The organism is Leuconostoc gasicomitatum LMG 18811 (assembly GCF_000196855.1).
In the GTDB taxonomy this organism is placed as follows: domain Bacteria; phylum Bacillota; class Bacilli; order Lactobacillales; family Lactobacillaceae; genus Leuconostoc; species Leuconostoc gasicomitatum.
The window spans coordinates 1,048,963-1,075,193 of record NC_014319.1; the positions used below are offsets into that span (position 1 = coordinate 1,048,963).

The window sequence follows — 26,231 nt, forward strand, 5'->3', positions numbered from 1 at the left end:
TATAACTGTTGTCCAATTAAAGTAAAGCCTATTCCCAGCAAAGCTAAATCACGATAGGTAACGGTTACGAACATGTTAATTCTTTGAGTTTGTTCACTCAAAGCAAACAAAAAAGAACTATCATAAATAAGTATAACAGGCGTTCCTTTTCAATCTAAAGTATTACAGTCAGTCCTGTGACATGCCTGATTTTTTGCGCAATTTCTGGCAATTTCTCACGATAAATTTCCCCATCTAATCGCGCAATCTGTTGAACTGTTGTGGCATAGCCAATCTTATAGTATTGAAAGTAGATATTGATTTGACCAGAATAAATTTGATCCACCAACTTGACTTCATAAATCGTGTTTGGTTTTTTGGTAAATAGTTGTTCGATTTCTAAAATAATCTCGTCAATTGTTGTCATGACTTAACCTCACTGCCCACATGTTCTCAAATAAAATATGTTCTGTGCCAATCATGACACCACGATCAGAAAAACCAGCAACTATACCAACAACGTTAGATAACATATGATTTGTTTGGTCTGTGTAATTTTCTTGCACAATAACCAATTTATAATTAATACTGGCATACTGTAAGCGTGACTTCATTTCTGATAAGGACATTTGTGCCATTTTTTTCGTGACATGATGTCTTTGTTGTCTTTGTTGTTTTTCTTGTTTCAGTGACGATGTATGATCAGATAAAAAGTAACCGTTCCACTTGACTTTGCCACGCTCACGATAATCATTTTTGAAGAAGTTGGTCACCAATCGGCTAAAATCATCATTCATAGCTGTTACCCCCGTCATGGCCACCCACTAAATTCGCACGATCAATCGCTGTACCGCCTTCTAGTTTGGACATGGCACGCATAATCGCAGTTGTCCCAAAGCGTTGACGTAACTCATCAACGACTTGATCAATTTTATTAGTGTTAATCTGTTGTTCTGGTTGTCTAAATAAGTCTAGTTGAATACCCATGGCATCAATTAGCCCACTATAATCAATGCCAATATGACGAATAACTTCGCCATGCCAATTTTGCTCAAATAACTGTATCATAATTTCCATTAATTTTCGCGTGTCGTTAGTTGCATCAATTCGTAATTGTTTTCTAAAACCATGACTACTTTGTTTTTCACTTTCTGCATACGAATGACCAATAAATAAACTCACTATAGTTGCCTGTTTTTGATGGAATCGAATACGTGAGGCGACTTGATCCACCATTTCACGAATGACAATTTCAATTTCTTCACGCTTATGATAATCGCGTGGTAATACTTGCGAATTACTATAAGATTTACTTTTAGGGACAATAACCTCTGTTAAATCAGAGCGATCAATGCCCCATGATAGCGCATAAAATTGTTCGCCGACGATACCCATTTTAGCACGGAAAATATAAGGATCTTGATGAGCCAAATCATACATGGAATTTACGCCCATATTATTTAATTTAAGTGCTGTGCGCTTGCCAATACTCCAAATATCATTTAATTGCGTGATTGGCCACAATTTTTTAGGGACATCTGCGTAATGCCAAACGCCCATAAGATTAGGCGCATGTTTAGCTTCTATATCTAAAGCAATCTTAGCCAAAACTGGCGAATCGCCAATACCAACAGTCAGATAAATGCCAGTCTCCTTACGGACACGTTCTTGAATTTTTCGCGCCACGATTTCTGGTGAATCGCCAAAGAAATCCCAAGTATCCGTCACATCTAACAATGACTCATCAATTGAATACGCCAATAATTTTTCTTCTGTGGTATATTCACGATAAATACTGTTAATCCGTAAATTTTCTTGAATATACAGGTTCATTCTAGGGTGTACAATAATCAATTTTTTATCTCTAGGTAAATCACGTTGGCGCATGATGTTACTTGCTCCAAGATTTTTTTTAGCCATAGGTGAAGCTGCTAAAACCAAACCACCATTTGTATTGGCTTGTTCAGACATAACAACTAAAATTGATCGCAGTGGGTTCAAACCAAGATCAACGCTTTCAACACTGGCATAAAAGCTTTTTGAATCAATCATAAAGAATACGCGTTGTTTTTCATATTGATAATTATAGCTCTGCCCAACCATTTTTTATTGTTCCTTGTCATATAGTCTATTTTACCATTATACGAACAAATGTTCTTATATGCAATAGTTTAATATATTAATTTTCTTAATTGTTTTTAGCATGATAAAGTTGTTATTACTTAAATTATATCCTGTATCTATAAAACTAAATCACGATAAACAAAGATCACAATTTTGAATTTTTCAACCAAATTTTGTACGCGCCTTGCTAAGTATTGAATCAAAAAGCACATCACTATATGTCTGTGATATGCTTGTCATATTTTAGTATGTAGCTGCATAGATATCTGTAACGTTTTTGGAAATATTGTTAATGTTTATGTTAAACTAATCATGAAATATTAATAGAAAGATGAGGTCCAAGGTTATGACCGAATTCCCTAATCCCGATAAAATTTATCCTGATGAAAATGTTAAAAGTATTGTCTTTTTAAAAAATGTTGTTACTAAACCTAATATTGATGTAGGAATATATACATATTTTTCAGACAAAGAACCGACAAAATTTGAAGATCACGTCACTCACCATTATGATTTTATAAATGATAAATTGATTATCGGTAAATTTTGTTCAATTGGAGAAAATATTGAAATTATAATGAATGGCGCTAATCATCTCATGAAAGGAATGACATCTTACCCTTTCTATATCATGGGTCACAACTGGTCTGATCATCTCCCAACATTTGATGATTTGCCAATCAAAGGAGATACTATAATAGAAAACGATGTGTGGATAGGTCAGAATGTAACAATTTTACCAGGAGTTCACATCGAAAATGGCGCAATCATTGGTGCTAATAGTGTTGTAGCTAGTGATATTCCGGCTTACTCAATTGTTGCTGGGAACCCTGCAAAAAAAATTCGAAAAAGATTTCCAGACGCTATCATTGAGCGTCTACAAAAACTTGCCTGGTGGGACAAAGATATTACATGGATAACGAAAAATATTGACAACTTAATGACTGCAAATGTTATAGAATCAAAAATAGACGAATTAATTTAATTCGTCTATTTAGATCCAATCTAAAATTTTTGAATTAAACTTTTTTTGATATTTGCAAAATTAATATCTCATTTTATAATTGCTTGTGTAATTAATACTTTTAGTCGTTACTAAGATCAAATTTTCATGTTTTAGCACTAATTTCACTGTATCGATTGCTTCAATAGTTTGTGCCAATGACCGGTTTTCTTTAAAACAGCGGATTCGGAACAATTGATTGCAAAAGCCATTTTTTAATATTTTCTACTGATTACTTTCTTGGTTGTCCTATAAATTGCATCCTATGTCCTAACAACGTAAGCATAATTATTATTGTACCGACTTGTTGGACAAATATTAGTTTGTAATTGATTTCATGTTAGCATAATCCAAATAAAATAACTTAAAAAATACTATGATTTAGTTATCACAGTATTTTTACTTTGAAGATTCAAGATTTAATAAATATTTTTTTCGTTCGACACCACCTCCGTAACCTCCAAGTTGGCCATTACTATTTATCACTCTATGGCAAGGAATAATAATTGCAATTTTGTTTGCACCATTGGCATTACCTACCGCTTGTGATTTGTTTCTGTCGCCAAGTATTGTAGCTATTTCTTTATAGGTCAGTTTATCTCCAGCCTTGCTAGTTAGTAATATATTCCAAACCTTTTTTTGAAATAAAGAACCGTCCAAGTATAATGGTACATTGAATTTTTTTAATTTTTTGTCAAAATATAGATTAATTTGGTAAGCGGTTAATTCACTAATTTTTGTGGCACCATAAATTAGTCTTGCATTTTGCTTATTACGTAACTTAGATATTTCCGTTTCAAGTCCTCTTCTATTTTCAAATTCTAAAAGATATAAAAATTCATCATCTGTTATTGAAATCATTCTACCTATTGGTGTTTCGATAAAATTAGTGTTTAGTAATTTTACTGTCATTCTTGTGGATGGGTTTCCCATTATTTTTGTAAAGGCATCATTAAAACCGCTTGCTGACTCAAAGCCAGCGGAAACTTGCTGATCGATTACTTTACTACCTTGCTGTATCGCTTTGAATGCAATACCAATACGTCGTGATCTTGCATACTGAACAAATGTCATACCATAAATTTTCTTGAACATTCGGCGAGCACTTGCCGAATGTATTCCTAACAATTTAAAATCATAATCTTTCCATTTTTTTTCAGGATTTTGTTCAATAGCTTCAACTAATAGTTTTACTTCAGTAGGTAATTCTTGTGGATAGGAAAGCGGATGACACACTTTGCAAGGTCTATAACCTCTTAATAATGCCTCCTCAGCTGATTGATAAAACTCACAGTTTTCGAATTTGGGCTTTCTAGCAGTGCATGATGGATGACAAAATATACCTGTTGTCTTAATCCCAGCGAAAAATACGCCATCAAATTCTGTATCTTTTTTTATCAACGCATTATAGTAAATCTGCTTTTGATTTTCAGACTTAATCAATGATCTACCCCCTTGCTAAGTTAATTAGTTTATTGTTTTCTAAATATGAAATTTGATCAATTTTCTGCTTAAAATAGTCTTCAACCGTAAAATTAGTATGATTAAATTCCAGAAAAGTTGAAGGACCAAAACTAATTCTTGAAATCCCTATTGAGAGATATTCTTCCAATTTATCAGATTGAATATCAAGCATAATATTCAAAGGAACTGAAATATTTCGTGCTATTGTACTAATAAATTCTTTGTTTTTTAACCCTGGAATAAAGATACCATCAATGGCATGTTTTTCATACTGATTGATTCTGTCGATTGTTTCCTTAAGTAACTCTTTATTTTGATTTTTAATCATTAAATCACCTGAAAAAAAACTATCAGTCCTAATGTTCACAAACATACTTTTTTCGATATCAGTATGATTGATTAGATTTATTTTTTCTGTAAATTTTTCAATGGCTTGCAGTTCATTTTCTCCAGGTAGTTTATCTTCTAGATTGATTCCACTAATCTTATTTTTAATCAAATATTTGATGTTACTTTGAAGGCTGTTTGAATTATCGGAATACCCGGCTTCAAAATCTAAACTCCTGAACATATCTCCTGTTAGACTGCTAAAAATGCCAACATTTTCATTTAAAGATACCTGTTGTCCATCTTCCTTGTTCTTATCTGCTGCAGAGCCATAGCTACTGCTGGCCACAACTTTTATTTTTTCATGTTGTAATGCTTTTGCACTATCCCTATTCCAGACATTCAGTAACGTTAGCGGTCTGTTAGGGTTATGCATTTTAGCAAAGTCATTGTTATTCATTAGTAAGTTCCTTTTCTTTTATAGGGTATGTACAGTATAAATAATTTTTTTAATTAATACATACGAAAAATGAACAACTATTTTTTTAAACAACAAGGACTCTAACCAATTACAAGTATCTAGAGGATAGTTTTAAATGACACCCTTAGCCATTCTAATCCATTTCTTCAGAGCGATATATTTCACCACTTTGTACGAATACCTGATGCGAGCATGAATATTCATGTTTAATCGTGTGCGTTTATCAAGGTATGAAAAATATAGTGAATTACCATGAGGCAATTCACGTAGAATCAATGGCAGTGTATATCCCAGTGATCTAGTTTTATCTGATTGAGTCATTTTTTAATATTCAATCATGTGACGTTGATTTTCATTTAAATGTAACCGACGTTTAAATTTTTTGGTGTTTCATCATTCATGAAGAATGCTTTCTTATTTTCATGTTTAGATTAAATTTTCTTGTATTAAATTTATTATTTCACATATATGTTTATTATTTTATTTTTAAAACTGATTTTACTCTGCTAGTCACTAAAAAGTTTGTAATAAAATTTCATTGTATAATATGCTTATAATAGTAATTACTACATTTCAATTTCAGTGAGGGAATTTCATATGATGAAGATAAAATATACAACAGTATTTATTGATCGCGACGGTACCATTGGTGGTAATGGCCATTTCAAGTCGTTGCAAGATTTCAGACTATTTCCCTATACAGTTAACGCCATTAAGAGATTAAAAGCAAATGGTATGCAAGTATTTGGTCTATCCAATCAAACGCATATTGAAGATGGGGAAATGAACTATTATGATTTTTTTAATTCACTACTGTCAATAGGCTTCGATGATGCTTTTATTTGTCCTCACTCTGAAAACACTAACTGCAATTGCCGAAAACCTAAACAAGGATTAATCGAACAGGCCCATGCAAAATATGATTTCGACAATAGTCAATCAATCATTATTGGTGATCGTTACTCATCTGATATGCAGTTGGCTCTGGATTGTAAAATGCTAGGAATTCACGTATCTACAGGAAAATCTGAATTGAATTCTCCACTGAATAACAAAGATATTACCGAAGGCATTATCAAAGTTAAAAATCTAGAAGCAGCTGTTGATTATATAGTTGTGTAATTAGGACCTGTGGCCTTTTATCGCCATCACATTTTAGCTTATTAATCATCTGACTTTGTTTATCATGTGCTTTTTTTGTTAAAAGACTTTTTCCGTTTATAAACATTAATTTAGATATGGCAGATTGCAAGTCGAAACAGTCAATCACCAAGACAAATCTTTCAGCAACATATGATGTTCGGTTAATTATTGCAATCTGCCTAAGAAAAAATAACAATGGTACTACGATATAACAAAGAGCCATGACGCTAACCACGGTTCCTAGTAAATCTGTTTTGACAGTAACTAACAATAGTTATTAAAAAATCATTATCTGGTTAAATATAAGTGGGTTACTTTTTCGATTAACAAAACTACGAACGTCAAAATACCTAAGATGAATTCACCAAAAGCACCCATGAGTTGTTATGCTGTACACTTATGCCATTATATTATTTTTTTCAGCTAAATTAATTAACTAATTGACTTATGATGATATTCTCTTAGTGCAATAGACGTACGCGTGTGCGCAGTGTGTATTAGTTCAAAAGGTGTTCCTTCAAAAAGCACTTTACCACCATCTTCACCAGCCCCTGGGCCCATATCAATAACCCAATCAGCCTGACTAATAAAGCGTAAATTATGCTCAACTACGATAATTGTGACATGATGCTTCACAACTAATTTTTTGAGTAAATCGATGATTTGCTGGATATTTGACTCGTGTAACCCACTAGTTGGTTCATCTAATACAATAATGCTATTTTTGTCTTTTAATAGATTCTTAGCTAACTTTAAACGCTGTAATTCACCACCAGAAAGCGTATTCATCGATTGCCCAACTCTGATATAATCAAGTCCACAATTTTGAAGGTTTTCCGTTACATGCTCAAACACCGGAAAAACTTGAGATAGCTGAGCCGCAGAAAATTCTAACACTTCGTGAATGTTATAACCATTTACACTAGCATTCAGTATTTCGTCAGAGTAGCGTGAGCCTTGGCAAACTTCACAAGTAGATACCTCATCACCTAAATAAGCTAGATCTAACTTAACAACTCCCAATCCCTTACAAACCGGACAGGCACCTTTACCATTGAAAGAAAACAAGGATTCCTTGTATCCGGTAGCATTTGAAAATAGTTTTCTTAGTTTATCAAATTCACCTAAATATGTTAAAACATTAGATCTGGAACTCGTGTGGATAGGTTTTTGATCTAATACTGTGACTGAAGATTGCGTTTTGATAAATGCATAGAGAAGCGAGCTTTTCCCTGATCCTGCAGGACCCGATATTACTGTTAGCGCATTTTTAGGAATTTTAGCATCAATATCTACTAAATTGTGAAAGTTCAAATGATTCAATCTAATAAATTGTTTTTTTAGTAAATCACTTTTGTTAATTATACCAGGATGTCTTAGTGCTTTGCCAGTAACCGTTGAACTGACAAGTAATTTCTCATATGTGCCCTGAAAAGTCACATATCCTCCTTTTTCACCTGCTTCTTCACCTAAATTAATAATATTATCGGCTATTTTAATGATGTCTGGATCATGATCAACAACTACAACTGTGTTTCCTTTTCGAGTAAGTAATTTAAAAATTTTGTTTATGCCAATTAAATCATAAGGATGAAGGCCAACACTTGGCTCATCAAAAATATATAAAACACCTGACAAGGCACTATTGAGATGATTAGCTAATTTAATTCGTTGTGCCTCTCCGCCAGAGAGTGTACTTGTGCGGCGATCAAGACTTAGATACGAGAGCCCAAGAGTTATTAGACTATTAATTTTCAAATTCAAATCTACCAGTAAAGTTTGAGCGTTGCCATCATTTACTCCTGCTAACCATCTTTTAAGGGCAATAAGTGGCAAAGCGCTACAATCTGATATTGTTTTGTGATTTAACTGAGCTGTTCGTGCGTCTTCATTCAGTCGTGTTCCATAACATTCGGGACAACTAATTTTTTGAGTAATATCGTTTAATTCCTTGCTATATTTGCTATTTTCTTGGTTAAAAAAAGATTTTTTCAGTCGCGGTATGATTCCAAGATACTTGGCCGTTTTATGCCATGCAATTGTAGGTGCTTCAGGAATCTGTTCTTCACCATATAACAATAAATTTACCGATTCACTTGTCCACTTTACCAAAGGAAGATTATTATCAAAAAAGCCAGATTCAGTGTAACGTGTTAATCGCCAGCCACCAGGCTGAAATGTTGAAAATTGAATGGCACCCTGATTAAGCGATAAACTTTTATCAAGAAGCTGATTAATATTTATTTCTTGAATATACCCCAATCCTTCGCATTTTTGACACATACCAGCCGGATTGTTAAATGAATAAGCCATTGAGTACCCAATAAATGGCCGTGCTTTTCGAGAAAAAAGTAGACGCAACGCAGTATAAATTTCAGTAAAGGTGCCGACAGTTGAACGTGCATTACCACTAATACCTTTTTGATTAACAACCACAGAAAAGGGCAAATTTTGAATAGTGTCTATATCCGGTTTTGTATATTTTGGTAGAAGCTGTTGAATATAGGCACTATAATTTTTGTTTATTTCTCTCTGACTTTCTGCTGCTAATGTTTCAAATGCTAAAGAAGATTTGCCCGATCCAGAAACACCGGTTAAAACGGTTATTTTGTTTACTGGAATATTAACATCCACATTCTTTAAGTTATTGGTTTTAGCGCCTTTGACAATAATATTACTATGAACCACTGTGTCCCCTTCTTTCTCGTAGTTCTAACACAAATTTTTCAGCCAGTTCGGAGAATAATTTCTGTTCATCGCTTGTAAAACAAGCCTTAGCATCAGACAATAATTCATCGTGCTTTTCATCAGTTTTAGTGAGGAAGATAAGTCCTATGTCAGTCAACTTAGTAATCATTTCGCGGCGATCAAGTTGAGCTGGTGTTTGATTGATATAACCCAATTCATGTAATATTGTTAGGTTTTTCGAAAGTTTTGATTTTGTAATACCAAGATGTTTACTCAGTTCTTTTGGCAATAGTGATTTTAACTTCAATAAACTTAAAATATCATATTGTAGCCATGAAACTTCTGCAGGATTGACGAGATTACGTTCCGCCACCAATTCACATTGTAATTGTGATAATATTATTTTAAATTTTTCGTCCATAACAAGTTCCCTCCATAAAAGGTATAGTTTCTATATAGAAACTATACCTTTTATGGAACTAAAAATCAACTATCTACTGCTAACGTATCAATTAATACGTGTTCGCCATTCATAACACAATGATTCAAATACTAAAATTTTAATCATTATTTATATTTCTACAACTGCTATTTTATTAACCATCTTCATTTCAATATACTAATTAATCGACCACCAGTTCAACTATGCAAGCTATCAACACCTTAAATTTGTGAAAAATCCACACTGTAATGAAATCATAGAAAAAAGGCGTAGTGTGTGAAGTGAACCCAATAACTTGGACAGAATAAAAAATCTGTTCAGAAAGTTATTGGGTTTTTCTATGTCAAAATATTCATATGAATTTAAATTAATGGTCGTTAAGGAATGGTTATCTGGTCAAAATAGTTTGATTGAATTAGTCAAAAAATATGCCATCAATAATGATCACGCGATTCGCGAATGGCGTGATGAGTATCTCGTGACTGGTTCCATTGGTTTTAAAAACCAGAAAACCTATTCAGCAGATTTTAAAATGACCGTGTTGAACTATCTTGAAACACACTCACAATCAGAGGCGGCACGCTATTTTGCGGTCTTCCCTAGTACAACAATCGCTAATTGGTTGAGAACGTATCGAAAATTCGGGTACAATGGGTTAAAACCTAAACCGAAAGGCCGGCAACCAACAATGGGACGCAAACGCATTCATCCACTCACACCCGAACAACAAGAACTCGCTGACTTAAAGCAAGAGAATTATCAACTCAAGATGAAAGTGGCGATATTAGAAAAATTAAAAGCCTTAGTGGATCAACGAACCGAGAAAAACAAACGGCAGTAACGTCACTAAGGCGGACTAAATATTTTAAAGTGGATGATTTATTAGCTCTAATTGGCTTGAAACGCAGTACCTATTATTATCTAGAAGCTCATCCGCTCAATACGGCATCAGACAACAAAATAGCAGACGTAATCCGTCAAATTAAGTCACCTCAATTCCAAACCGAATATGGGTATCGTCGCGTGACAACGTTGTTGCACGACCAAGGTTATTTGGTGAATCACAAGCGCGTGCTCCGCATTATGCGTCAAAACGCACTCCTCAGCACCACGTATAACACGCGTAAGCGTCGCTATAATTCATATCGCGGTACGGTTGGGCGGATTGCCGAACGCGTTATCAAACGCAATTTTCAAGCACAAGAACCCTATCAAAAGATCGTCACAGACGTCACTGAAATTCAGTTGAACGATCATAATAAAGCTTATTTGACGGCGTTTGTCGATTTATATGCAGGCGAAGTCCTGTCGTATCATTTAGCCAAAACACCAACCATGACGCTTGTCATGCGACCATTAAAAGCATTGTCAAAGCATCGTGGAGCTATTATTCATAGTGATCAGGGATTCCATTATCAGACACCGATGTTCATTAACACGTTGAAGGATTTTGGCATGACGCAAAGCATGAGCCGTAAATCAACACCAGTCGACAATGCACCGATTGAGAGCTTTTTCCATATTTTGAAAGCCAATATCGTGCATCATAAACAGTACGAATCATTTCATGATTTCAAAGTGGTCGTTGACGACTTTATCAATTATTACAACAATCACCGGATCAAACAAAAACTCAACGGTCTGTCGCCGGTTCAATATCGGCAACTTACCACTGAGTCTGTTAGTTAATTAATTCTATGTTGTCCAACTATTGGGGTTCACATCATGTGACTACGTCTTTTAGAAAACCCGTTTCAATGATGTTAATTCATAATTACTGATCATCCTCTTGTCATACAACAATGTATTTTCTTTAAAATAACAGAGCGTCCATAAGATAATAAACGCAGATTCTTTAGGATTGTTTTAAACAATTACCATCAAAGTCTCTGCATCTTTTTGTGCAAAGTGTGCCATTTAATTTCGCAATCTGCACTATATTTAAGTCAAGAATAAGAAATTATCCAATTTTTATTGGTTTTTGTTATTGATTAGTTTGTTAAATAGAGAATAGATAGTGTCAGGTTGATCTATCATGATATTGTGACCAGCAGAAGAAAGTAATGTTATATCGGCATTTTCTTTTTGTACAAATAATGCAAGTTGTTGTTTATAGCCTACAATATGATCATATCTTCCCAATACGACTTGAATTTTTGTTTCACTACCAAAATGATCTAATTCTTTTTCAAAAGATAGCCCATAACTATTTTTTTGCAATTTTCCTATAAATACCTGATTAGCTTTTTGCAGTCCAGGTAAAATGAGTTCTTGATATGCTAACCAACTTGTTTCATTGATCATAACATTCATTGCTTCAAAGTCAGAAAAAAAAGCATCATTCGTCGTAATCTTTATTTCATCGCCAAATTCATTTTTGTGCTTTTCAGTTATTCTTAAATTATCGTCAGCAATTACTACAGGACAAGTTAAAAACATTGCGCTTACCTGATTCTGGTAGTGATGAGCAATTGCTTGAGCTAAATACCCACCATATGAATGTCCATATACGATAAATGACTTTTCTCCGATGATATGATCGATGAATGCAACTAGTTTTTTAAATATTGCGTTAGAAGAAGGCTCTTCAATTATCGCCGAATCACCCATACCTGGAAGATCCAAATATATACGCTTGAAATTAATGATTTGTGAATCTCTTTCAAAAAATATTTGTGTAGAATTTTTATCTAAAAATAAACCATGAAGAAATAAGATTAGCTCTCCTTCACCTAAATCCTGGTATTGAATACCATTATATTGTTTAAGTACCATAAAATCTCCCTATACGTCATATAAATATTTCAAGTCAAACCGTAGATATGCCTAAAATTCTAGAATACACAGCGCTCAAAATCAAAAAATTCCGCACAACATTTAAATTGTGATCAAACATTTATATAAAAAATCAAACTGATAATGACTTCTTTTCAACTAGATAGCCATAACCTCCAACAAAAACTGCATCAATCATATCATCATGCGTTTTTAAATTAACAACTATTCGCGAAGGGCTATTTAGATTATAGCCTTGCTCAAAAATATATTGTGATTTTTTTTCAACATATTTAAAGAGATAACAAGCTAATGCACAGTTGGAAGTTCCTGTTGCAGACTCTTCATCAATGTCGTAAAGAGGCGCAAAATTTCTACAAATTGCAGTAATGTTGTCCATGCCTTCTTCTAGAGCAAAGGCATGGACACCAATGACGTTTTGTTCTTTACTCAATTCTGTCATAACACTAAAGTTAGGATCTAATTGTTGTAAATGCTTAGTTGATTTTATTGGCACCATAATGTCTCTTAAACCAGTAGACACAATCTGAATTGGTAGTTTATCATTGATTGAACTAGTATCTAAACAGTCATTAAATAAATCTAATGATAATTCATTAAAAAAAGTTGGTGTATTTTGTGCCATGAATACCATACCATCTGGATCAACTTCAATAGACAACACACCCGATTTAGTCTCTATTGTATAATTATTTTTAGATAATTTATTCAATAAATTCAGAATTGCAAATGTGCCTATTGTGGCGTGACCACAAAGTGGCACTTCTTCAGTGGGTGTAAAATATTCTAAACAAAAATCAGCTACGCTTGAACTTGTTATAAACGCAGTTTCAGCATAGCCTAATTTTTTTGCAATTGCCATTTTTTGAACTGAACTCAAATCAGGTCTATCAAAAACTAGTCCAGCTTTGTTCCCACCAACGTTATCCTTGCTAAAAGCACTTGCAACATAAACGTCAACCATTTTTATTTTCCTCTTTGATTATCTATAAATTTACTTGTTTCAGTGATTATACAGATAAATTTGGTTAATTACAACAGATTTAATGAATGAAATTTGAGAACTTGCTTCAATTTTACACTAGTACAATCTAATCTAATGATTGCAAATTATATCGCTCAACTAAATTAATGAGCCTATTAGCATAGGTTGGATCAGTCGCATATCCAGCTGCCTGTAAACCATTCGCCATATTCACATAATTTTTTGCATTAATGACACCATTGCCAGCATAGCGACTATTCGTCAATAAGAATTTCGTATGATCCTGAAATGAAGCCATCTGTGAACTATAAGCTCTGAATGGTGCCGAGATCGTCACCCACTTACCGTTTACATACTCAGAAGTTTTCATATTAACAATTGCGCCTTGCCAACCAGTTCCCTGTTTAATGCCAAACAAGTTATAGTAAGGTGCTGAAGTTAAAATTGATTGTCCCCAACCACTTTCAAGAATGGCTTGAGCGACAGTGATAGAAGGTAAAACGCCTGTCCCAATTGTCGCAATTTTTGCATCTGCCACAGCTGTTTTCAGCCAAGCAGCTTGATAGATACTCAATCCAGCCGTCGAGATATTCCCCGCTACTGGTGTTGATATCTCAGATGTAACAGGAGTCGCCGTTGATGTCGTTGTCCCAGAAATTTTCAACACTTGCCCAACGTAAATTGTACTTGTCAACTTCAAACCATTTAAAGTCAATAACGTATTAACGTTCATGCCTAATTTTGCAGCGATGCCATACAAGGTTTCTCCAGAGTTAACCTTGTAACTATTCGTGGTTGTGGTTGGCTTTGAAGTTGTTGTTGTGCTTGTCGTACTTGATGTCGTTGTATTTATAACTTGTTGCAAAGTTAACTTTTGATCAGGATAAATAATGGCTCCACGTGATAATTTATTCCAAGATAATAAGTTTGACAGTGTGACACCATTTTTGTTAGCGATTGCAGTAAGCGTATCTCCAGATTTAACCACATATGTTGTACTGGTGCTGGTCGTTGGCTTAGAAGCTGACGGAGCTGACTGACTTGTACTAGCAACAGTACCAGAAACTTTCAAAATCTGTCCAATGCGAATAGCATTGAGATTAGTAATTTTGTTTAAAACCGCAATTTGAACGAGGCTCATATGGTGGTTTGCAGCTATTTTGGATAGGGTATCACCTGACTTAACAGTATATGACGCTGTATTCACCTTAGCTGTTGTTGTCGTAGTAGACTTTACGGGTTGTACTGCACTGCTTGTTCGTGTTACTTTCAATACTTGTCCAACTCGAAGCATGTTCACATTTGTTATTTTATTTAACGTGGCCAACTGTGCTAACGTCATTTTGTTTGAACTAGCAATTTTTGATAGCGTATCACCAGATTTCACCGTGTAAGTTGCTGTACTTGTAGTAATTTCCGGACTGCTTGTTTTGGCATTACTTTGATTTGTGGAAATGCTCGTTCCAGCTATCTTTAGAACTTGTCCAACACGAAGGACGTTAACATTGCTAATTTGATTCAAAGTAGCAATTTGGGAAAGGCTCATATTATGATTTGAAGCAATTTTTGATAAGGTATCACCAGATTTAACGGTATATGTATTATTCGACTTTGTCGTAGTTTTTGTAGATGTGGTCGTACTAGAAGATGTTGCTTTGCCTAATATTAACTTTTGACCAGAATAAATGGTATCGGAGTTCAAGTGATTAGCTAATTTAATCTCACTGACGCTCAAATTATTTTTTAATGCAATGACATACAATGTATCCCCGGGTTTAACATTGTATGTGGTACTCGCAGAAACTTCAACTACCTGTCCACCCACAACTGATGCTGCAACTGCAGTCACTAACAAATATTTTTTCATATATTCTCTCACTTTCAAAATCAACAGATAAGTAAATTATAACATATTTCGTAAGATTGTTAAGAAAAACTTAAGAAGATTAAGATAAACTTTTCGATAATATTAATTGATCAACATAACACAAAAAAAGAAACAAAGCCTTTAATAGTAATTGCCTAAAACTAACCATAAAGGATCTGTAACTTATATCTCGTGAACATACTGTCATTGGAACGTTTCATTTCAAAGGAACGAAAAATTGAAACAATGAGTTCGATCAAATATATCAGTAACTGAATACTAGGCCAATGAAGCCAATTAGCTAGTAGCCACCTAGACCAGTCTTTCAGAAACATGTCGTGTTCAGTTAATTTTTTGTAATTTGCTTTTCACATACTTCTTTTAAAAATATTAGCTTTTCAATTAAATAAATAGACCAAAATAAAAAAAGACAATTGATTGCCCTTTTCGTTCTTCTCACAAAAAACAGTCACATTAGTGTTTGAATAAAAGCAATAATTAATACAACAGTGAGTGCTTTCTTCATATTTTCGGCATTAATTATCTTGTACGTTTTTGTTGTGATGGGTTGTAATTCTTCTTCTTCGTATAATCTTACCAGATGAGTTAAGATTTTGTGTTGACTAATCATATCTTCAGTTTGGTCGTACGATTTGCTATACATCCACTCCCAACTGAATGTCACTCGCTTTTTAGTTAGCTTCTGAAGGTCAATTAATTTATGATTTTCAGTGGTAGCATATGAAAAAACAACTACACTCAGATGATTAAATGAACAATCACACCAGAAAAATTCCGTATCATTTTTGGTGATTAACTATCGACAATTTTTGAAATTATAAAACGCATAGCTGCAACAGCTATGCGTTTTTACATTTTTTATATTATATATTACGTTTTATTTTTTTGAATAGCTGACGCCAGTATTGCACAATATAGCCAGTTAACGTAGCAATTAAAAACGTTCCTATACCAAGCGGTCCACCAAATATAATAGCTAATACAAAAAATAACAAATCTTGAACAGATCTTGTCAGGCGGTAACTGGCCCATTTTTTCTTACTAAACAATGGCGCGATTGCATCGTATGGAGAAACGCCTAGATTGACGCTCGTGTATATGCCAATTCCCAGTGAAAACAGAAGCATGCCAATAACAAATAAAAATATATTTTCAAAATAAGAAAAATTTCCAAACCAAGACATAGTTATAGGCGCTAGTTTCGGCGTGAAATAAGCGACAATGTATCCAGGTAAAGACATATTGATTAAAGTGCCAATACCAAATTGCGTTTTATCAAAGAACAACACGCCTAAAAACAGCAGTGCATTAAACGCCAATTGGTAATTCCCCAAGTTCCAATGACATGTATCTGATATCCCAACATCTGCTGCCGTAACCGGATCAATGCCTATGTTCGCCAAACGAAATAAGACAATACCAAATGCAATTATAACAGTGCCGACAATAGATAAACCAAGACGAAGAGAAAATACCCCTAATTTTTTATTGAACAAATTTTTCCCTCAACTTACTATTTGTAGGTGAATTATAAATGTTGTACTCAAACTTGTCAATAAATTATATCGTTATTGAAAAAGGCTACTTGCCATTTCACAACAGCGTTTATCCACTTTAGCCTTAAGTTATTCGTCTTTCAGCAGATCAAACAAATGATTATTTTATGTTGTTGTTGATTGCGTCGACAATTTTTTCAGCATTGTCTGCTCCTAGAATCAAGCGGTTAAATTTTTCGTTACGCAACTGAATCACGATTGGTTTAGCCTCTTTTTTTATGTTGAAAAAAACTTTTTTCACCATTTTTATCATAACTACCAGCCCAGTATCCCGGTAAAGCAGTTCCAAGATTTCGAAATCCCTTATTTTCATTTAATATACCCATATCAATTGAAGCACCAACTACATTTTGCCAAGGAATTTCCAGTTTTGATTTAAACGATGCTATTTTATCTATTCCTTGCGGGATGACAATTAACATTTGATTGGTTATCTCGATTTTATTTTCCATTATCTTTACCTCATTTCATTATTCCACTATTTTTTAACAGCACAAACCCCAGTTGTTTGGCAATTTCTTCATGCTGATTGTCTAAATACCACGTTTCAACTATGTCAAAAACTTTTTTATTTCGTGCCGTTACTTCTAGCATCGCTACTATCAGTAATCCCCATTTCAAATCATCTTCTCCTGTTTTTAAACATAGTTCCAATGTGGCGACAAACATGCCGAGTTTACTTCCGAAAGTCCCATAAAGACTTCCTCTGAGAAGACCAGTTTTCTCAACAATATCGTCTAGAGAGGTGCCGTTGTACCCTCGACTCACGAATAACTGCGCAATTTTTATGAGAACATCATTCGTGTTAAAACTTTTATTTTTACCCATAAACAAAGTATATATTTATTTGACTGTTTAGTCAAATAAATATAATTGTGTTTCCCATGATTTGGAAAAATAAAAACGCCCTTATGAAAACAGTTTAAATAATAAACCTGTTTTCATAAGGGCGTGTATCAATCACATATTTCCCAAATTCAATGAGTTGTGATAGTTAGAATTGACCCCTGAAAGCTTTTGAGTCACTTTGACTCATTCTGATGTCAATAATATCACCAGCTCGTAAAACTAAATCACCTTTCGGTATTAATAAGTTATCAGATCTTTTAACCAGTGTAATTAAGCTATTAGGCACTAATTTCAAGTCTCGTATTTGTTGATCTTCCATAATCCCACCTGCTAAAACTGATATTTCTATGGTGGTCATGTCAGATGATGTCATGCCTTGCTTGCTTCTTTTTAGTAATCTTTCCAGCAGAGACTCATAAATTGGGGCACCATTCAGTAAGTCAACAATTAAATACGCAACTAAACTGACTAATGCTAAGGGCAAGATATGAGTTATGCTGCCTACCATTTCAATAATAAGAATGATTGCTGTAAATGGCGCTTTACCAATACAAGCAAAATAACCAGCCATACCGATAACAACAAAATTCAAAATATAAGACGTAGGCATGAGATTAAAATACACAAACAAATTGGCAAACAAGGCACCGCTCAATGCGCCTAACGTTAGGATAGGTAAAAATATACCACCTGGTAGCCCAGACCCATAACTAATCATAGAAAAAATAAATCGTACCATTAGCATCACTAAAAGCACCTTAACATTCATTGGTGTGTCTTTTAAAGATAAAATCAGACTGTTACCGCCACCTAGTAGATTTGGCCAAAAAATACCGACTGGCATTAATAACATGAAAGGTATGATACCATAAAAATATTTTGGTATTTTTAATCTAGCGTACGTTGCCAAACTAAACAGCAATACTTTTTGATATAAAAATCCAAACAAACCTAATGCTATACCAAATATTAACAGTAACCAATATAACCTCACGGGAAAAATATTTAAATGACCAACAGCTAAGACTGGTGTCTGACCAAACATAACTGTTGAAACAAAATCAGCAACTGTTGCACCAGTCAAAGCGCCTACCCAAACAAATGGTGAGATACTGTGATAAACTTCCTCTAATACAAACATTACACCGGCTAGTGGTGCATTAAATGCAGCGGATAAGCCTGCGGCTGCGCCACTTGCAATCAAACTTTTTGTTTTATTGTGGCTCAATTGCCGGTATTTTGCAATACCCTGACCGATTGAAGCGCCTAATTGTATAGATGGCCCCTCTCGCCCTAACATTAAACCACTACCAATAGCCAGAATACCTGCCACAAATTTACGCCAAAGCGTAGACCACCACTTAACAGTCAATTCGCCCATTAACAGACCTTCGACTTGCGGTATGCCAGAACCGGAAATATTTGGTTCTCTTTTTAACAACCAGGATACGAAAAATAAGCACAACACATTTAATATGATAACAATGATTAGCGCTTGAAAATTACCATGACCAATACTCACATATAAAGACTGAAAATATGATAAGGATTTTTCAATCGACAATCTAAATAAACTAACTACTAATCCTGTAAAAAAACCTATAACTGCACCGTACAAAACAATGGCAAGTTTAGAAGTATTAAAATGAAATCTTTTTTTTAACATAGCATTAGTGTACAACAAAATGAGATGTTACTTCAACTTCATTTTTCTATTCGTGCCATTGCTCGCTTTCTTATTCATTCGCCAGCAACGATTTTTCATGAGATTAAATGCTCAACATCTTATATTGACTTAATTGTTTCATAAAAAACTTGTCAAAAATAAATTCAGTGTGTATAATTCCATTATATTGAATTTAATTTCATAAAGTAAATAAGAGGGCGCTAATGATTGGAAAACGAGTTGGAGAAAACTTGAAAAAGGTACGTATTGAAAAAAATATGACTTTAGATAATGTTGCAGAAATGACCGATGTCAGTAAACCAACACTGCATAATATTGAAACTGGCAAAACTTCACCATCAATTGATAATCTTTGGAAAATTTCGAGTGGTTTAGGTATTCCTATTAATTATTTTTTTTCAAAGGCTGGCATTGATTTTGAACTTGTCAAGCAATCCGATTTACATCCGATTGCTACTGAGAATATAGGTGTCACGATTCAAGCAACATTTAATACCTCTGTAAATGATAATTTCGAAATTTTCAAGATTTCCCTTAGTGGTCAGGCAGAAAGATATTCAGAACCACATGTTGATAACACAATTGAAATGCTAATCGTAGCAAGGGGTGCGTTAACAATTGTTGTTAACGATGAAAGCCATACGATTCAAGCGGGAGAATTGGCTAAATTTGATGCACAAGTGGGCCACCGATATATCAATCAAGAAGCAGACGACTGTGAATTCTATTGTATTATGCTGTATGACAATACACGATAAAGTGAGGTATTTATGATGATTGCTAAAATATTAAAGGCCCCTAATTTTATTGGTATTGTGTCGGCATTTTTCTTTTCGTTGACTTTCGTTCTGAATGAATTGATGGCAAAAAGTACTGGCTCATGGATTTGGTCTGCAATATTGAGATACTTATGGATGATGCCCCTGCTATTACTGATTCATTTTTTATTTAGTGATAGTTTCTCAATAAAACACGTCATTAAACGCATCAAATTAAACAAAATGCAGTGGCTTATAGGTAGCCATCTGTGCTTCGTTTTGTTTTACGTACCACTTTGTTTTGCTAATAGTATATTTCCAGGTTGGCTTACTGCAAGTATGTGGCAAATTACTATCGTGTTGGGGGTTCTTATTTCACCCTTAGTTAACACGACAAAAAACAGCAGGTATAGAATTCCTCGACAAAAAATCCCACTATCAATTTTGCCATGGCTATTTTTAATACTTATTGGTGTCGCTTTAACCGTATTAAACTACTTAATGGTTGACGGTGTGATTCTAAACTTTGGTATTGCGCTAGTTATGATGTTTGTAGCTGCTATCAGTTATCCGATGGGTAATAGGATGGTGATGCCTGTCAGTGCTTCCCTAAATGGGTTCGAGAGATTATTTGGTATGCTAGTTTGTACTTACCCCACATGGTTATGCCTATCCGTAGGGACTTATATTAAGTTCGGCGGACCATCTTTTGGTCAAGTGGAAACAACATTTCTAGTCGCTCTTTTTTCCGGTGTGATAGCAACAGGTCTATTCTTCCATGCAACTTCACTAGTCATGACCGATATGAAAAAACTAGCAAATATTGAGTCAACCCAATCAATGGAAATCATATTTTCAATATTGCTAGGGATTATAATTTTAGGCAATAGTTTGCCAAACTTTGTTATAGTACTTGGTATAGTTATTATTATTCTTGGTATTTATGGCGGTAATATGAATCGGTAGCGTCGTAATTAACATTATTTCATATTTTTAATTGTTTAGTATATTTAAAAAATAGATAATTCTCATGACTATTTATTAAGCTATACAATACAATCTAAGACGTCAGTAATGTTGAAATAAGATACCCTCTTATTGGTAAATTCATACGACTAACAGCCAGACAAACAATACATTGTACACAATACCTTTAATACTCATAACAAAACGCGATCCAAAATATTTTGGATCGCGTTTTTTTAGAAGCTATACTTGTTGTCGCTAGTTTCTTTAATGTATGTTGACGTTAGTCCCTCATCCTCAAGGAATTCACGGAATGGCACTAATTCTTGTGCTTCGTATCTTTCTTTATAAGCATTAACAACGTCTTCACTGTACAAGCTAGTATCCAACTTCAATGTTTCTACAGGTATTGGACGGTCCTTAGTGATTTTTGCATCAATAACAACAACTCGTCCTTGATTATAGTAGTCGACTGCCTCTTTCATAATACGGTCAATATCTTCAATGCGGTTTACAGTCAAACCAACAGCACCCTGTGCTTCGGCAATTTTAGCATAATCAACATCAGTAAAGTCAACGCCAAAGTTATACGTGTTTGTATCTTCATACTTGTTCTTGATGAAACCATATTCAGTATTTGTGAAGACAACGTTGATCACAGGCAAGTCATACCGAACATTTGTGACAACATCTGGATACGTCATGGAAAAAGCGCCATCACCCATTAAATTCCAAACTTGACGATCTGGGTAAGTATTCTTAGCGCCAATACCTCCTGGCAACCCAATACCCATTGTTGCAAACAGTGGTGATGTGCGCCACATATTCTTGGGTGTCATGTGCAAATGACGAACTGACATTTGTGTCACGTTACCAACATCAGTTGAGAAGATGGCATCTTCCGCTGCGTACTTATTAATAGCATTGTAAACTTGATAAGCTTGAAGATCACCTTCAGTCTTTTGTTCAAGCTTATTCATGTAATCACGCCAATTTTGCACGTTTTTAACGTTAGCCTGCCACCATGCTGATTCTGTAATTGGGGAAACTTTGGCAAGTATTTCATCAATCGCTTCACCCGCATCACCTAGAATAGCAACATCAGTTTGGTGACGTTTGCCTAACATTGCAGGATTATTGTCGATTTGAATAAACTTATCAACATGACGGAATGTACCCTCAACCTCTGAGAATGGGAAATTTGTTCCGACAAACAATACAGTGTCTGCTTCAAGAACAGCTTCGTTAGCTGGCTTCCAACCAACTCGGAATGTCGATCCAGTGAAAGCTTCGAAATCCCATTCGAAAGTCTCGAAGTTCTTACCAGTTGTGATAATTGGTGCCTTAATCTTGTGTGCCAACTCTTGGACTGCTGAACCGTGACCCATCGTGCCGACACCAGCATAAATTACTGGACGCTTTGCTTGGTTCAACAACGCAACAGCTTCATCGATGTCTGTTGCGTCAACAGGTGCCGACTTATATTCTTTATATTTCAAACCTGACGAATATAATGGTGATGAATAAATTGAATTAGCATCAATTTCTGAAAATCCAAAATCAGCAGGTACTTCAAGAACGGCAACACCACGCTTCGCAATTGCTGTTCGGATTGCATCATCAACCAAGTGAGGTAATTGTTCCGCAGTAGCCACACGACGATTATAAACGGCAATGTTTTCATACATTGGGTTCTGATTCAACTCTTGGAACGAATCCATATTCAACTCTCGCACTGGCTTTGATCCTAAAATGGCCAATACTGGTGTATTATCCATTGCTGCATCATATAGCCCGTTAATCAAATGCGTCGCACCAGGTCCACCTGATCCGACGGCAACACCCAACTTACCGCCAAATTTCCATTGCATGACGGCAGCCATAGCAGCGACTTCTTCATGTTTCACTTGCAAGAATTTGATATTATTTTCAGGATGTCCCATCGCATCCATCAAACCACTCAATGTTCCGGAAGGAATCCCGTATATTGTGTGAACACCCCATCCTTCCATGACTTTCAAAGCTGCTAACCCAGCTGATATTTTTTTATCTAACATCTGATATCTCCTCCTAAATGAAAAAAAGCGTCATGTATGAAAGCGCTTTCATAGCGATAAATAAAATTATATCTCAAATAATACACAAAATCAAGTCACTCAGTTAATTATTTGAATCTGTTATGATTTGAACTATATAAATCCCATTAATTTAGCAAATTGTTGCGCACTTAACTCAATCATTCACCATTGAGTTAAGTACCATCTATCTCCTATTTACTATGGCTTTTGCTGACCCAATGACATGTCAATCCGTACCGAATCCCAATACTAATCTTATCAGATTTTTATCTAACCTAAAGCAGACCTTGCAACAGCATTGACACTAGAAAATTAGGCCACATTAATGAAATTCCGATTAATAAAATATCGATTACTCAGAAGATCGTGTTAAAAATCAGGCATTGCATTAATCACTGCTCAGCTTCTTTTTTGATTGTTTTTCTAGTCATCAGTATAGGTAAAATAAAGTATGTTAAAAAAATCTAATAGTTCAGCCAGATTTTTATTCTGTCCAAACTATTAGATTCTATTCATCACATTAACTACTTTACTGTTTTTAAATTCATCCTTTGAAAAAAATACATGGTTATACCAAAAAGAATACCTTCAATAACGTACACTATCATTATGTGCCATGATGTTAACTCTCTAAAACCTGGAGACATGGTGCCATTACCAATAAAGGTCAATGTTCCAAAACATACACCTTGTCTAATAGATATATACACTAAACGTTTCTTTTGGCTTTGAAAATCTTTTGCTTCGATCCTTTCCAATTGCGCAAACGTTTACTCACTCTGTATAAAAGCATTGTAAACGTTTACTCAACATGTTATTCTGTACTCATAAATATAAAAGGAAAATACGCTCATGGCAAAACAGTGGTTTAAAGATTCAGTGGTTTATCAAATATATCCTATGAGTTTTCAGGATAGTAATAATGACGGTATCGGTGATTTAACTGGTATTAAACAACGTTTACACTATATTCAAAATTTAGGCGCAGATGTCATTTGGTTAAACCCAATTTATGTATCCCCAAATAAAGATAATGGTTATGACATTGCTGATTACAAAAACATTAATTCAAACTATGGCACGATGCAAGATTTTGAAGAATTACTCCAACAGGCGCACCAACTTAATCTTAAAATTATGATGGATCTAGTTGTCAATCATACATCTGACCAGCATGAATGGTTCAAAGAAAGTCGTACAAGTCAAACGAATCAATATGCGGATTACTATATTTGGAAAGATCCTGTTAACGGTCACGAACCAAACAATTGGCTAGCGGCATTCGGTGGTTCAGCCTGGACTTATGTTCCTGAACGAAAACAGTACTATTTACACATTTTTGCCGAAAGCCAACCAGATCTTAATTGGGAAAATCCAGAAGTGCGCGAAGCCGTGTTTGATATTGAACGTTTTTGGTTAAACAAAGGCGTCGATGGTTTTCGTATGGATGTCATCAACTTAATCTCAAAACCTGATAGTTTACCAGACGTTCCTGCACCCGTAACATCTGGCACAACAATGGATTTTGTTGCCGATGGTCATCGCTTAAATGAATTCTTACAACAGATGAATGATGAGGTTTTATCTAAATATGACACCATTACTGTTGGTGAGATGCCTGGAGCTACACCCGATGATGCGATTAAATATACTGGTTTGAATAGCCATGAATTAAATATGGTCTTCCAATTTGAACATGTCGCATTAAGTCCTAATCCAGATGTTCGAATAGGAAAATGGCATGATGAACCTGTTAAATTAGTTGAATTAAAACAATCGTTAAATCGCTGGCAAACAAGTCTTGATGGTAAAGGTTGGAACAGTCTCTATTGGAATAATCATGACCAACCTCGTGCAGTATCCCGCTTTGGCAATGATTCAAAAGAATTTAGAGATGTGTCAGCAAAAATGTTAGCTACTACTTTACACATGTTACAAGGTACCCCTTATATTTACGAAGGTGAAGAACTAGGCATGACCAATGGTCACTTTACTAAATTGGCACAATATGAAGATATTGAATCACTTAATTTCTATGATGAGTTAGTCAATCAAAAACACCTTGTCACTTCAGAAACAATGCTCAAGTATTTAGCAAATCTGTCGCGTGATAACGCTAGAACACCTATGCAATGGAATACAGAAGTTAACGCTGGATTCTCGACAGCAACACCTTGGTATGCACCAAATAATAATTACCCCGAAATAAATGCTCAAAAATCTCTGTCTGATAAATCTTCTGTATTTTATCACTATAAAAAGCTCATTGCGCTTCGTCATGATTCAGAAGTAATTAGATATGGTAATTTTGAACCTATTGACTGTGATGACGATCAAGTTTATGCTTATCGTCGTCATTATGAGGGGCAAACAATACTTGTTTTAAGTAACTTTACCGATAAAACCATTTCACGTGATTATCAACAATTAAACGCAGACGAATTATTGATTAATAATTATACCGATGACCAAGGAAAGACTTTACGACCATATGAAAGTAAAGTATATCTTTTCAAAAAATAAATAGTAGAACGGATAAAAATAAAAAACCTGCGACTAATGATGTGTACCCCGAAAGTTAAAGTCACTTTCGGGGTTTTCTGATGACTAAAATAGCTAAAAATTTACTGGTATTTTTTTCAAAAATCGGTTCTCTTTTTCACAAAAACAAATTTTATTAAGCGAAGTATTCGTTTGGGCTTGCATGATTCCTTGAATTGAATGCTTGATTTTTACTAACTCAGCAATTTGATCCTGAATTTTTTGCTCAGCTATTTTAAAAATGTTTGCATGATCTTTTTGCATCAACAATTCTTTTATAGATTTAATAAAGTAGCCAATTTTTCTAAACGCAATGACTTGATATAATTTGTAAAGATCTAAAAGTTCTAGCATAATACTTTTAACCACTTGTTAGCTCTTGCAAAATTAATTATCGTGTATTTATGTAAGACATCTAATTTTAGAAAAATGCCATTACTGTATCATAAACAAACTATTCACAGGAACCAAAATAG

General features: G+C 34.5%; 25 protein-coding genes and 1 pseudogene. 7 read left to right on the forward strand and 19 right to left on the reverse strand.

The genetic code is table 11. The annotated features are described in order from the left end of the window. Nucleotides 1–154: 154 nt before the first annotated feature. Genes LEGAS_RS05115 through LEGAS_RS05125 form a run of 3 tightly spaced genes read right to left on the reverse strand, consistent with a single transcriptional unit; the run spans nt 155 to nt 2,082 of the window. A complete protein-coding gene (locus tag LEGAS_RS05115; RefSeq protein ID WP_013231608.1) occupies nt 155–406 on the reverse strand; it encodes a hypothetical protein in 252 nt (83 codons plus the stop codon). Beyond that, a complete protein-coding gene (locus tag LEGAS_RS05120) occupies nt 393–776 on the reverse strand; it encodes a hypothetical protein (RefSeq protein ID WP_010382748.1) in 384 nt (127 codons plus the stop codon). The genes LEGAS_RS05115 and LEGAS_RS05120 overlap by 14 nt, the downstream gene beginning before the upstream one ends. After that, nucleotides 769–2,082 carry a Y-family DNA polymerase gene (locus tag LEGAS_RS05125; RefSeq protein ID WP_013231609.1) on the reverse strand — a complete coding sequence of 438 codons (1,314 nt, stop codon included), beginning with the start codon at nt 2,080–2,082 and terminating at the stop codon, nt 769–771. The genes LEGAS_RS05120 and LEGAS_RS05125 overlap by 8 nt, the downstream gene beginning before the upstream one ends. A gap of 367 nt (nt 2,083–2,449) precedes the next feature. Between LEGAS_RS05125 and LEGAS_RS05130 the strand changes: the two genes are divergently transcribed. Beyond that, a complete protein-coding gene (locus tag LEGAS_RS05130; protein WP_013231610.1) occupies nt 2,450–3,088 on the forward strand; it encodes a CatB-related O-acetyltransferase in 639 nt (212 codons plus the stop codon). 417 nt (nt 3,089–3,505) lie between these two features. On the opposite strand, the gene LEGAS_RS05135 is transcribed toward LEGAS_RS05130, so the two are convergent. The 3 genes and pseudogenes from LEGAS_RS05135 to LEGAS_RS10360 all read right to left on the reverse strand — a co-directional run. After that, the gene (locus LEGAS_RS05135; RefSeq protein WP_013231611.1) at nt 3,506–4,549 is read right to left on the reverse strand and encodes a bifunctional transcriptional activator/DNA repair enzyme AdaA; all 1,044 of its coding nucleotides are present in this window, start codon (nt 4,547–4,549) and stop codon (nt 3,506–3,508) included. 4 nt (nt 4,550–4,553) lie between these two features. Next, nucleotides 4,554–5,357, reverse strand: a complete 804-nt coding sequence (locus LEGAS_RS05140; RefSeq protein ID WP_013231612.1) for an isocitrate lyase/phosphoenolpyruvate mutase family protein — start codon at nt 5,355–5,357, stop codon at nt 4,554–4,556. Between the two features lie 141 nt (nt 5,358–5,498). After that, nucleotides 5,499–5,779, reverse strand: a pseudogene (locus LEGAS_RS10360) (IS30 family transposase); the annotation flags it as partial. A gap of 196 nt (nt 5,780–5,975) precedes the next feature. Between LEGAS_RS10360 and LEGAS_RS05145 the strand changes: the two are divergent. Beyond that, entirely contained in the window at nt 5,976–6,500 is a 525-nt protein-coding gene (locus LEGAS_RS05145; RefSeq protein ID WP_013231613.1) for an HAD-IIIA family hydrolase, read from the forward strand. 309 nt (nt 6,501–6,809) lie between these two features. Here the strand turns inward: LEGAS_RS05145 and LEGAS_RS10315 are convergent, their stop codons facing one another. The 3 genes from LEGAS_RS10315 to LEGAS_RS05155 are packed head-to-tail and all read right to left on the reverse strand — an operon-like array spanning nt 6,810 to nt 9,630. Further along, nucleotides 6,810–6,899 (reverse strand): putative holin-like toxin, encoded by a 90-nt coding sequence (locus LEGAS_RS10315; protein WP_128567919.1) that lies wholly within the window; start codon nt 6,897–6,899, stop codon nt 6,810–6,812. Nucleotides 6,900–6,953: 54 nt separating this feature from the next. Beyond that, on the reverse strand, nt 6,954–9,209 hold the full coding sequence (locus LEGAS_RS05150) for an ATP-binding cassette domain-containing protein (protein WP_013231614.1): 2,256 nt from the start codon (nt 9,207–9,209) through the stop codon (nt 6,954–6,956). After that, nucleotides 9,199–9,630, reverse strand: coding sequence for a MarR family winged helix-turn-helix transcriptional regulator (locus LEGAS_RS05155; protein ID WP_010382729.1), 432 nt, complete (start codon nt 9,628–9,630; stop codon nt 9,199–9,201). Before LEGAS_RS05155 ends, LEGAS_RS05150 begins: the two co-directional genes overlap by 11 nt. Nucleotides 9,631–9,991: 361 nt before the next feature. Here LEGAS_RS05155 and LEGAS_RS05160 point away from each other — a divergent pair, with 361 nt between their 5' ends. Both LEGAS_RS05160 and LEGAS_RS05165 read left to right on the forward strand, forming a co-directional pair. After that, nucleotides 9,992–10,492 carry a helix-turn-helix domain-containing protein gene (locus tag LEGAS_RS05160; RefSeq protein WP_010388672.1) on the forward strand — a complete coding sequence of 167 codons (501 nt, stop codon included), beginning with the start codon at nt 9,992–9,994 and terminating at the stop codon, nt 10,490–10,492. Continuing rightward, nucleotides 10,444–11,340, forward strand: a complete 897-nt coding sequence (locus tag LEGAS_RS05165; RefSeq protein WP_242821469.1) for an IS3 family transposase — start codon at nt 10,444–10,446, stop codon at nt 11,338–11,340. The genes LEGAS_RS05160 and LEGAS_RS05165 overlap by 49 nt, the downstream gene beginning before the upstream one ends. 282 nt (nt 11,341–11,622) lie before the next feature. Here LEGAS_RS05165 and LEGAS_RS05170 read toward each other — a convergent pair whose 3' ends face one another. From LEGAS_RS05170 to LEGAS_RS05205, 8 genes are all read right to left on the reverse strand, one after another. Continuing rightward, nucleotides 11,623–12,426 carry an alpha/beta fold hydrolase gene (locus LEGAS_RS05170; protein ID WP_013231616.1) on the reverse strand — a complete coding sequence of 268 codons (804 nt, stop codon included), beginning with the start codon at nt 12,424–12,426 and terminating at the stop codon, nt 11,623–11,625. A 133-nt stretch (nt 12,427–12,559) separates the two neighbouring features. Next, nucleotides 12,560–13,411, reverse strand: a complete 852-nt coding sequence (locus LEGAS_RS05175; RefSeq protein WP_013231617.1) for a PhzF family phenazine biosynthesis protein — start codon at nt 13,409–13,411, stop codon at nt 12,560–12,562. Between the two features lie 127 nt (nt 13,412–13,538). Further along, nucleotides 13,539–15,299, reverse strand: coding sequence for a LysM peptidoglycan-binding domain-containing protein (locus tag LEGAS_RS05180; protein ID WP_010381848.1), 1,761 nt, complete (start codon nt 15,297–15,299; stop codon nt 13,539–13,541). Nucleotides 15,300–15,768: 469 nt separating this feature from the next. Continuing rightward, the gene (locus LEGAS_RS05185) at nt 15,769–15,963 is read right to left on the reverse strand and encodes a hypothetical protein (RefSeq protein WP_010381844.1); all 195 of its coding nucleotides are present in this window, start codon (nt 15,961–15,963) and stop codon (nt 15,769–15,771) included. Nucleotides 15,964–16,183: 220 nt separating this feature from the next. Beyond that, the gene (locus tag LEGAS_RS05190) at nt 16,184–16,816 is read right to left on the reverse strand and encodes a YczE/YyaS/YitT family protein (protein ID WP_013231619.1); all 633 of its coding nucleotides are present in this window, start codon (nt 16,814–16,816) and stop codon (nt 16,184–16,186) included. Between the two features lie 263 nt (nt 16,817–17,079). Next, entirely contained in the window at nt 17,080–17,328 is a 249-nt protein-coding gene (locus LEGAS_RS05195) for a hypothetical protein (protein WP_010381839.1), read from the reverse strand. Between the two features lie 10 nt (nt 17,329–17,338). Further along, on the reverse strand, nt 17,339–17,704 hold the full coding sequence (locus LEGAS_RS05200) for a TetR/AcrR family transcriptional regulator (RefSeq protein WP_010381837.1): 366 nt from the start codon (nt 17,702–17,704) through the stop codon (nt 17,339–17,341). A gap of 166 nt (nt 17,705–17,870) precedes the next feature. Continuing rightward, nucleotides 17,871–19,391, reverse strand: coding sequence for a ClC family H(+)/Cl(-) exchange transporter (locus tag LEGAS_RS05205; protein WP_013231622.1), 1,521 nt, complete (start codon nt 19,389–19,391; stop codon nt 17,871–17,873). 224 nt (nt 19,392–19,615) lie between these two features. Here LEGAS_RS05205 and LEGAS_RS05210 point away from each other — a divergent pair, with 224 nt between their 5' ends. Both LEGAS_RS05210 and LEGAS_RS05215 read left to right on the forward strand, forming a co-directional pair. Next, nucleotides 19,616–20,170, forward strand: coding sequence for a helix-turn-helix domain-containing protein (locus LEGAS_RS05210; protein WP_013231623.1), 555 nt, complete (start codon nt 19,616–19,618; stop codon nt 20,168–20,170). Nucleotides 20,171–20,182: 12 nt separating this feature from the next. Then, on the forward strand, nt 20,183–21,136 hold the full coding sequence (locus LEGAS_RS05215; protein WP_013231624.1) for a multidrug resistance efflux transporter family protein: 954 nt from the start codon (nt 20,183–20,185) through the stop codon (nt 21,134–21,136). 236 nt (nt 21,137–21,372) lie between these two features. Here LEGAS_RS05215 and spxB read toward each other — a convergent pair whose 3' ends face one another. Continuing rightward, on the reverse strand, nt 21,373–23,193 hold the full coding sequence (spxB, locus tag LEGAS_RS05220) for a pyruvate oxidase (RefSeq protein WP_013231625.1): 1,821 nt from the start codon (nt 23,191–23,193) through the stop codon (nt 21,373–21,375). An 873-nt stretch (nt 23,194–24,066) separates the two neighbouring features. Here spxB and LEGAS_RS05225 point away from each other — a divergent pair. Further along, complete coding sequence (locus LEGAS_RS05225) at nt 24,067–25,737, forward strand: glycoside hydrolase family 13 protein (protein WP_013231626.1); 1,671 nt, start codon at nt 24,067–24,069, stop codon at nt 25,735–25,737. Between the two features lie 93 nt (nt 25,738–25,830). On the opposite strand, the gene LEGAS_RS05230 is transcribed toward LEGAS_RS05225, so the two are convergent. Continuing rightward, entirely contained in the window at nt 25,831–26,124 is a 294-nt protein-coding gene (locus tag LEGAS_RS05230) for a MerR family transcriptional regulator (protein WP_224132546.1), read from the reverse strand. Nucleotides 26,125–26,231 lie beyond the last annotated feature (107 nt).

Coding starts and splice junctions, on each gene's coding strand:
- LEGAS_RS05115 (WP_013231608.1), bottom strand. CDS start 406: ATGACAACAATTGACGAGATTATTTTAGAAATCGAACAACTATTTACC.
- LEGAS_RS05120 (WP_010382748.1), bottom strand. CDS start 776: ATGAATGATGATTTTAGCCGATTGGTGACCAACTTCTTCAAAAATGAT.
- LEGAS_RS05125 (WP_013231609.1), bottom strand. CDS start 2,082: ATGGTTGGGCAGAGCTATAATTATCAATATGAAAAACAACGCGTATTC.
- LEGAS_RS05130 (WP_013231610.1), top strand. CDS start 2,450: ATGACCGAATTCCCTAATCCCGATAAAATTTATCCTGATGAAAATGTT.
- LEGAS_RS05140 (WP_013231612.1), bottom strand. CDS start 5,357: ATGAATAACAATGACTTTGCTAAAATGCATAACCCTAACAGACCGCTA.
- LEGAS_RS05145 (WP_013231613.1), top strand. CDS start 5,976: ATGATGAAGATAAAATATACAACAGTATTTATTGATCGCGACGGTACC.
- LEGAS_RS10315 (WP_128567919.1), bottom strand. CDS start 6,899: ATGGGTGCTTTTGGTGAATTCATCTTAGGTATTTTGACGTTCGTAGTT.
- LEGAS_RS05155 (WP_010382729.1), bottom strand. CDS start 9,630: ATGGACGAAAAATTTAAAATAATATTATCACAATTACAATGTGAATTG.
- LEGAS_RS05160 (WP_010388672.1), top strand. CDS start 9,992: ATGTCAAAATATTCATATGAATTTAAATTAATGGTCGTTAAGGAATGG.
- LEGAS_RS05170 (WP_013231616.1), bottom strand. CDS start 12,426: ATGGTACTTAAACAATATAATGGTATTCAATACCAGGATTTAGGTGAA.
- LEGAS_RS05175 (WP_013231617.1), bottom strand. CDS start 13,411: ATGGTTGACGTTTATGTTGCAAGTGCTTTTAGCAAGGATAACGTTGGT.
- LEGAS_RS05180 (WP_010381848.1), bottom strand. CDS start 15,299: ATGAAAAAATATTTGTTAGTGACTGCAGTTGCAGCATCAGTTGTGGGT.
- LEGAS_RS05185 (WP_010381844.1), bottom strand. CDS start 15,963: ATGTATAGCAAATCGTACGACCAAACTGAAGATATGATTAGTCAACAC.
- LEGAS_RS05195 (WP_010381839.1), bottom strand. CDS start 17,328: ATGGAAAATAAAATCGAGATAACCAATCAAATGTTAATTGTCATCCCG.
- LEGAS_RS05200 (WP_010381837.1), bottom strand. CDS start 17,704: ATGGGTAAAAATAAAAGTTTTAACACGAATGATGTTCTCATAAAAATT.
- LEGAS_RS05205 (WP_013231622.1), bottom strand. CDS start 19,391: ATGTTAAAAAAAAGATTTCATTTTAATACTTCTAAACTTGCCATTGTT.
- LEGAS_RS05210 (WP_013231623.1), top strand. CDS start 19,616: ATGATTGGAAAACGAGTTGGAGAAAACTTGAAAAAGGTACGTATTGAA.
- LEGAS_RS05215 (WP_013231624.1), top strand. CDS start 20,183: ATGATGATTGCTAAAATATTAAAGGCCCCTAATTTTATTGGTATTGTG.
- spxB (WP_013231625.1), bottom strand. CDS start 23,193: ATGTTAGATAAAAAAATATCAGCTGGGTTAGCAGCTTTGAAAGTCATG.
- LEGAS_RS05225 (WP_013231626.1), top strand. CDS start 24,067: ATGGCAAAACAGTGGTTTAAAGATTCAGTGGTTTATCAAATATATCCT.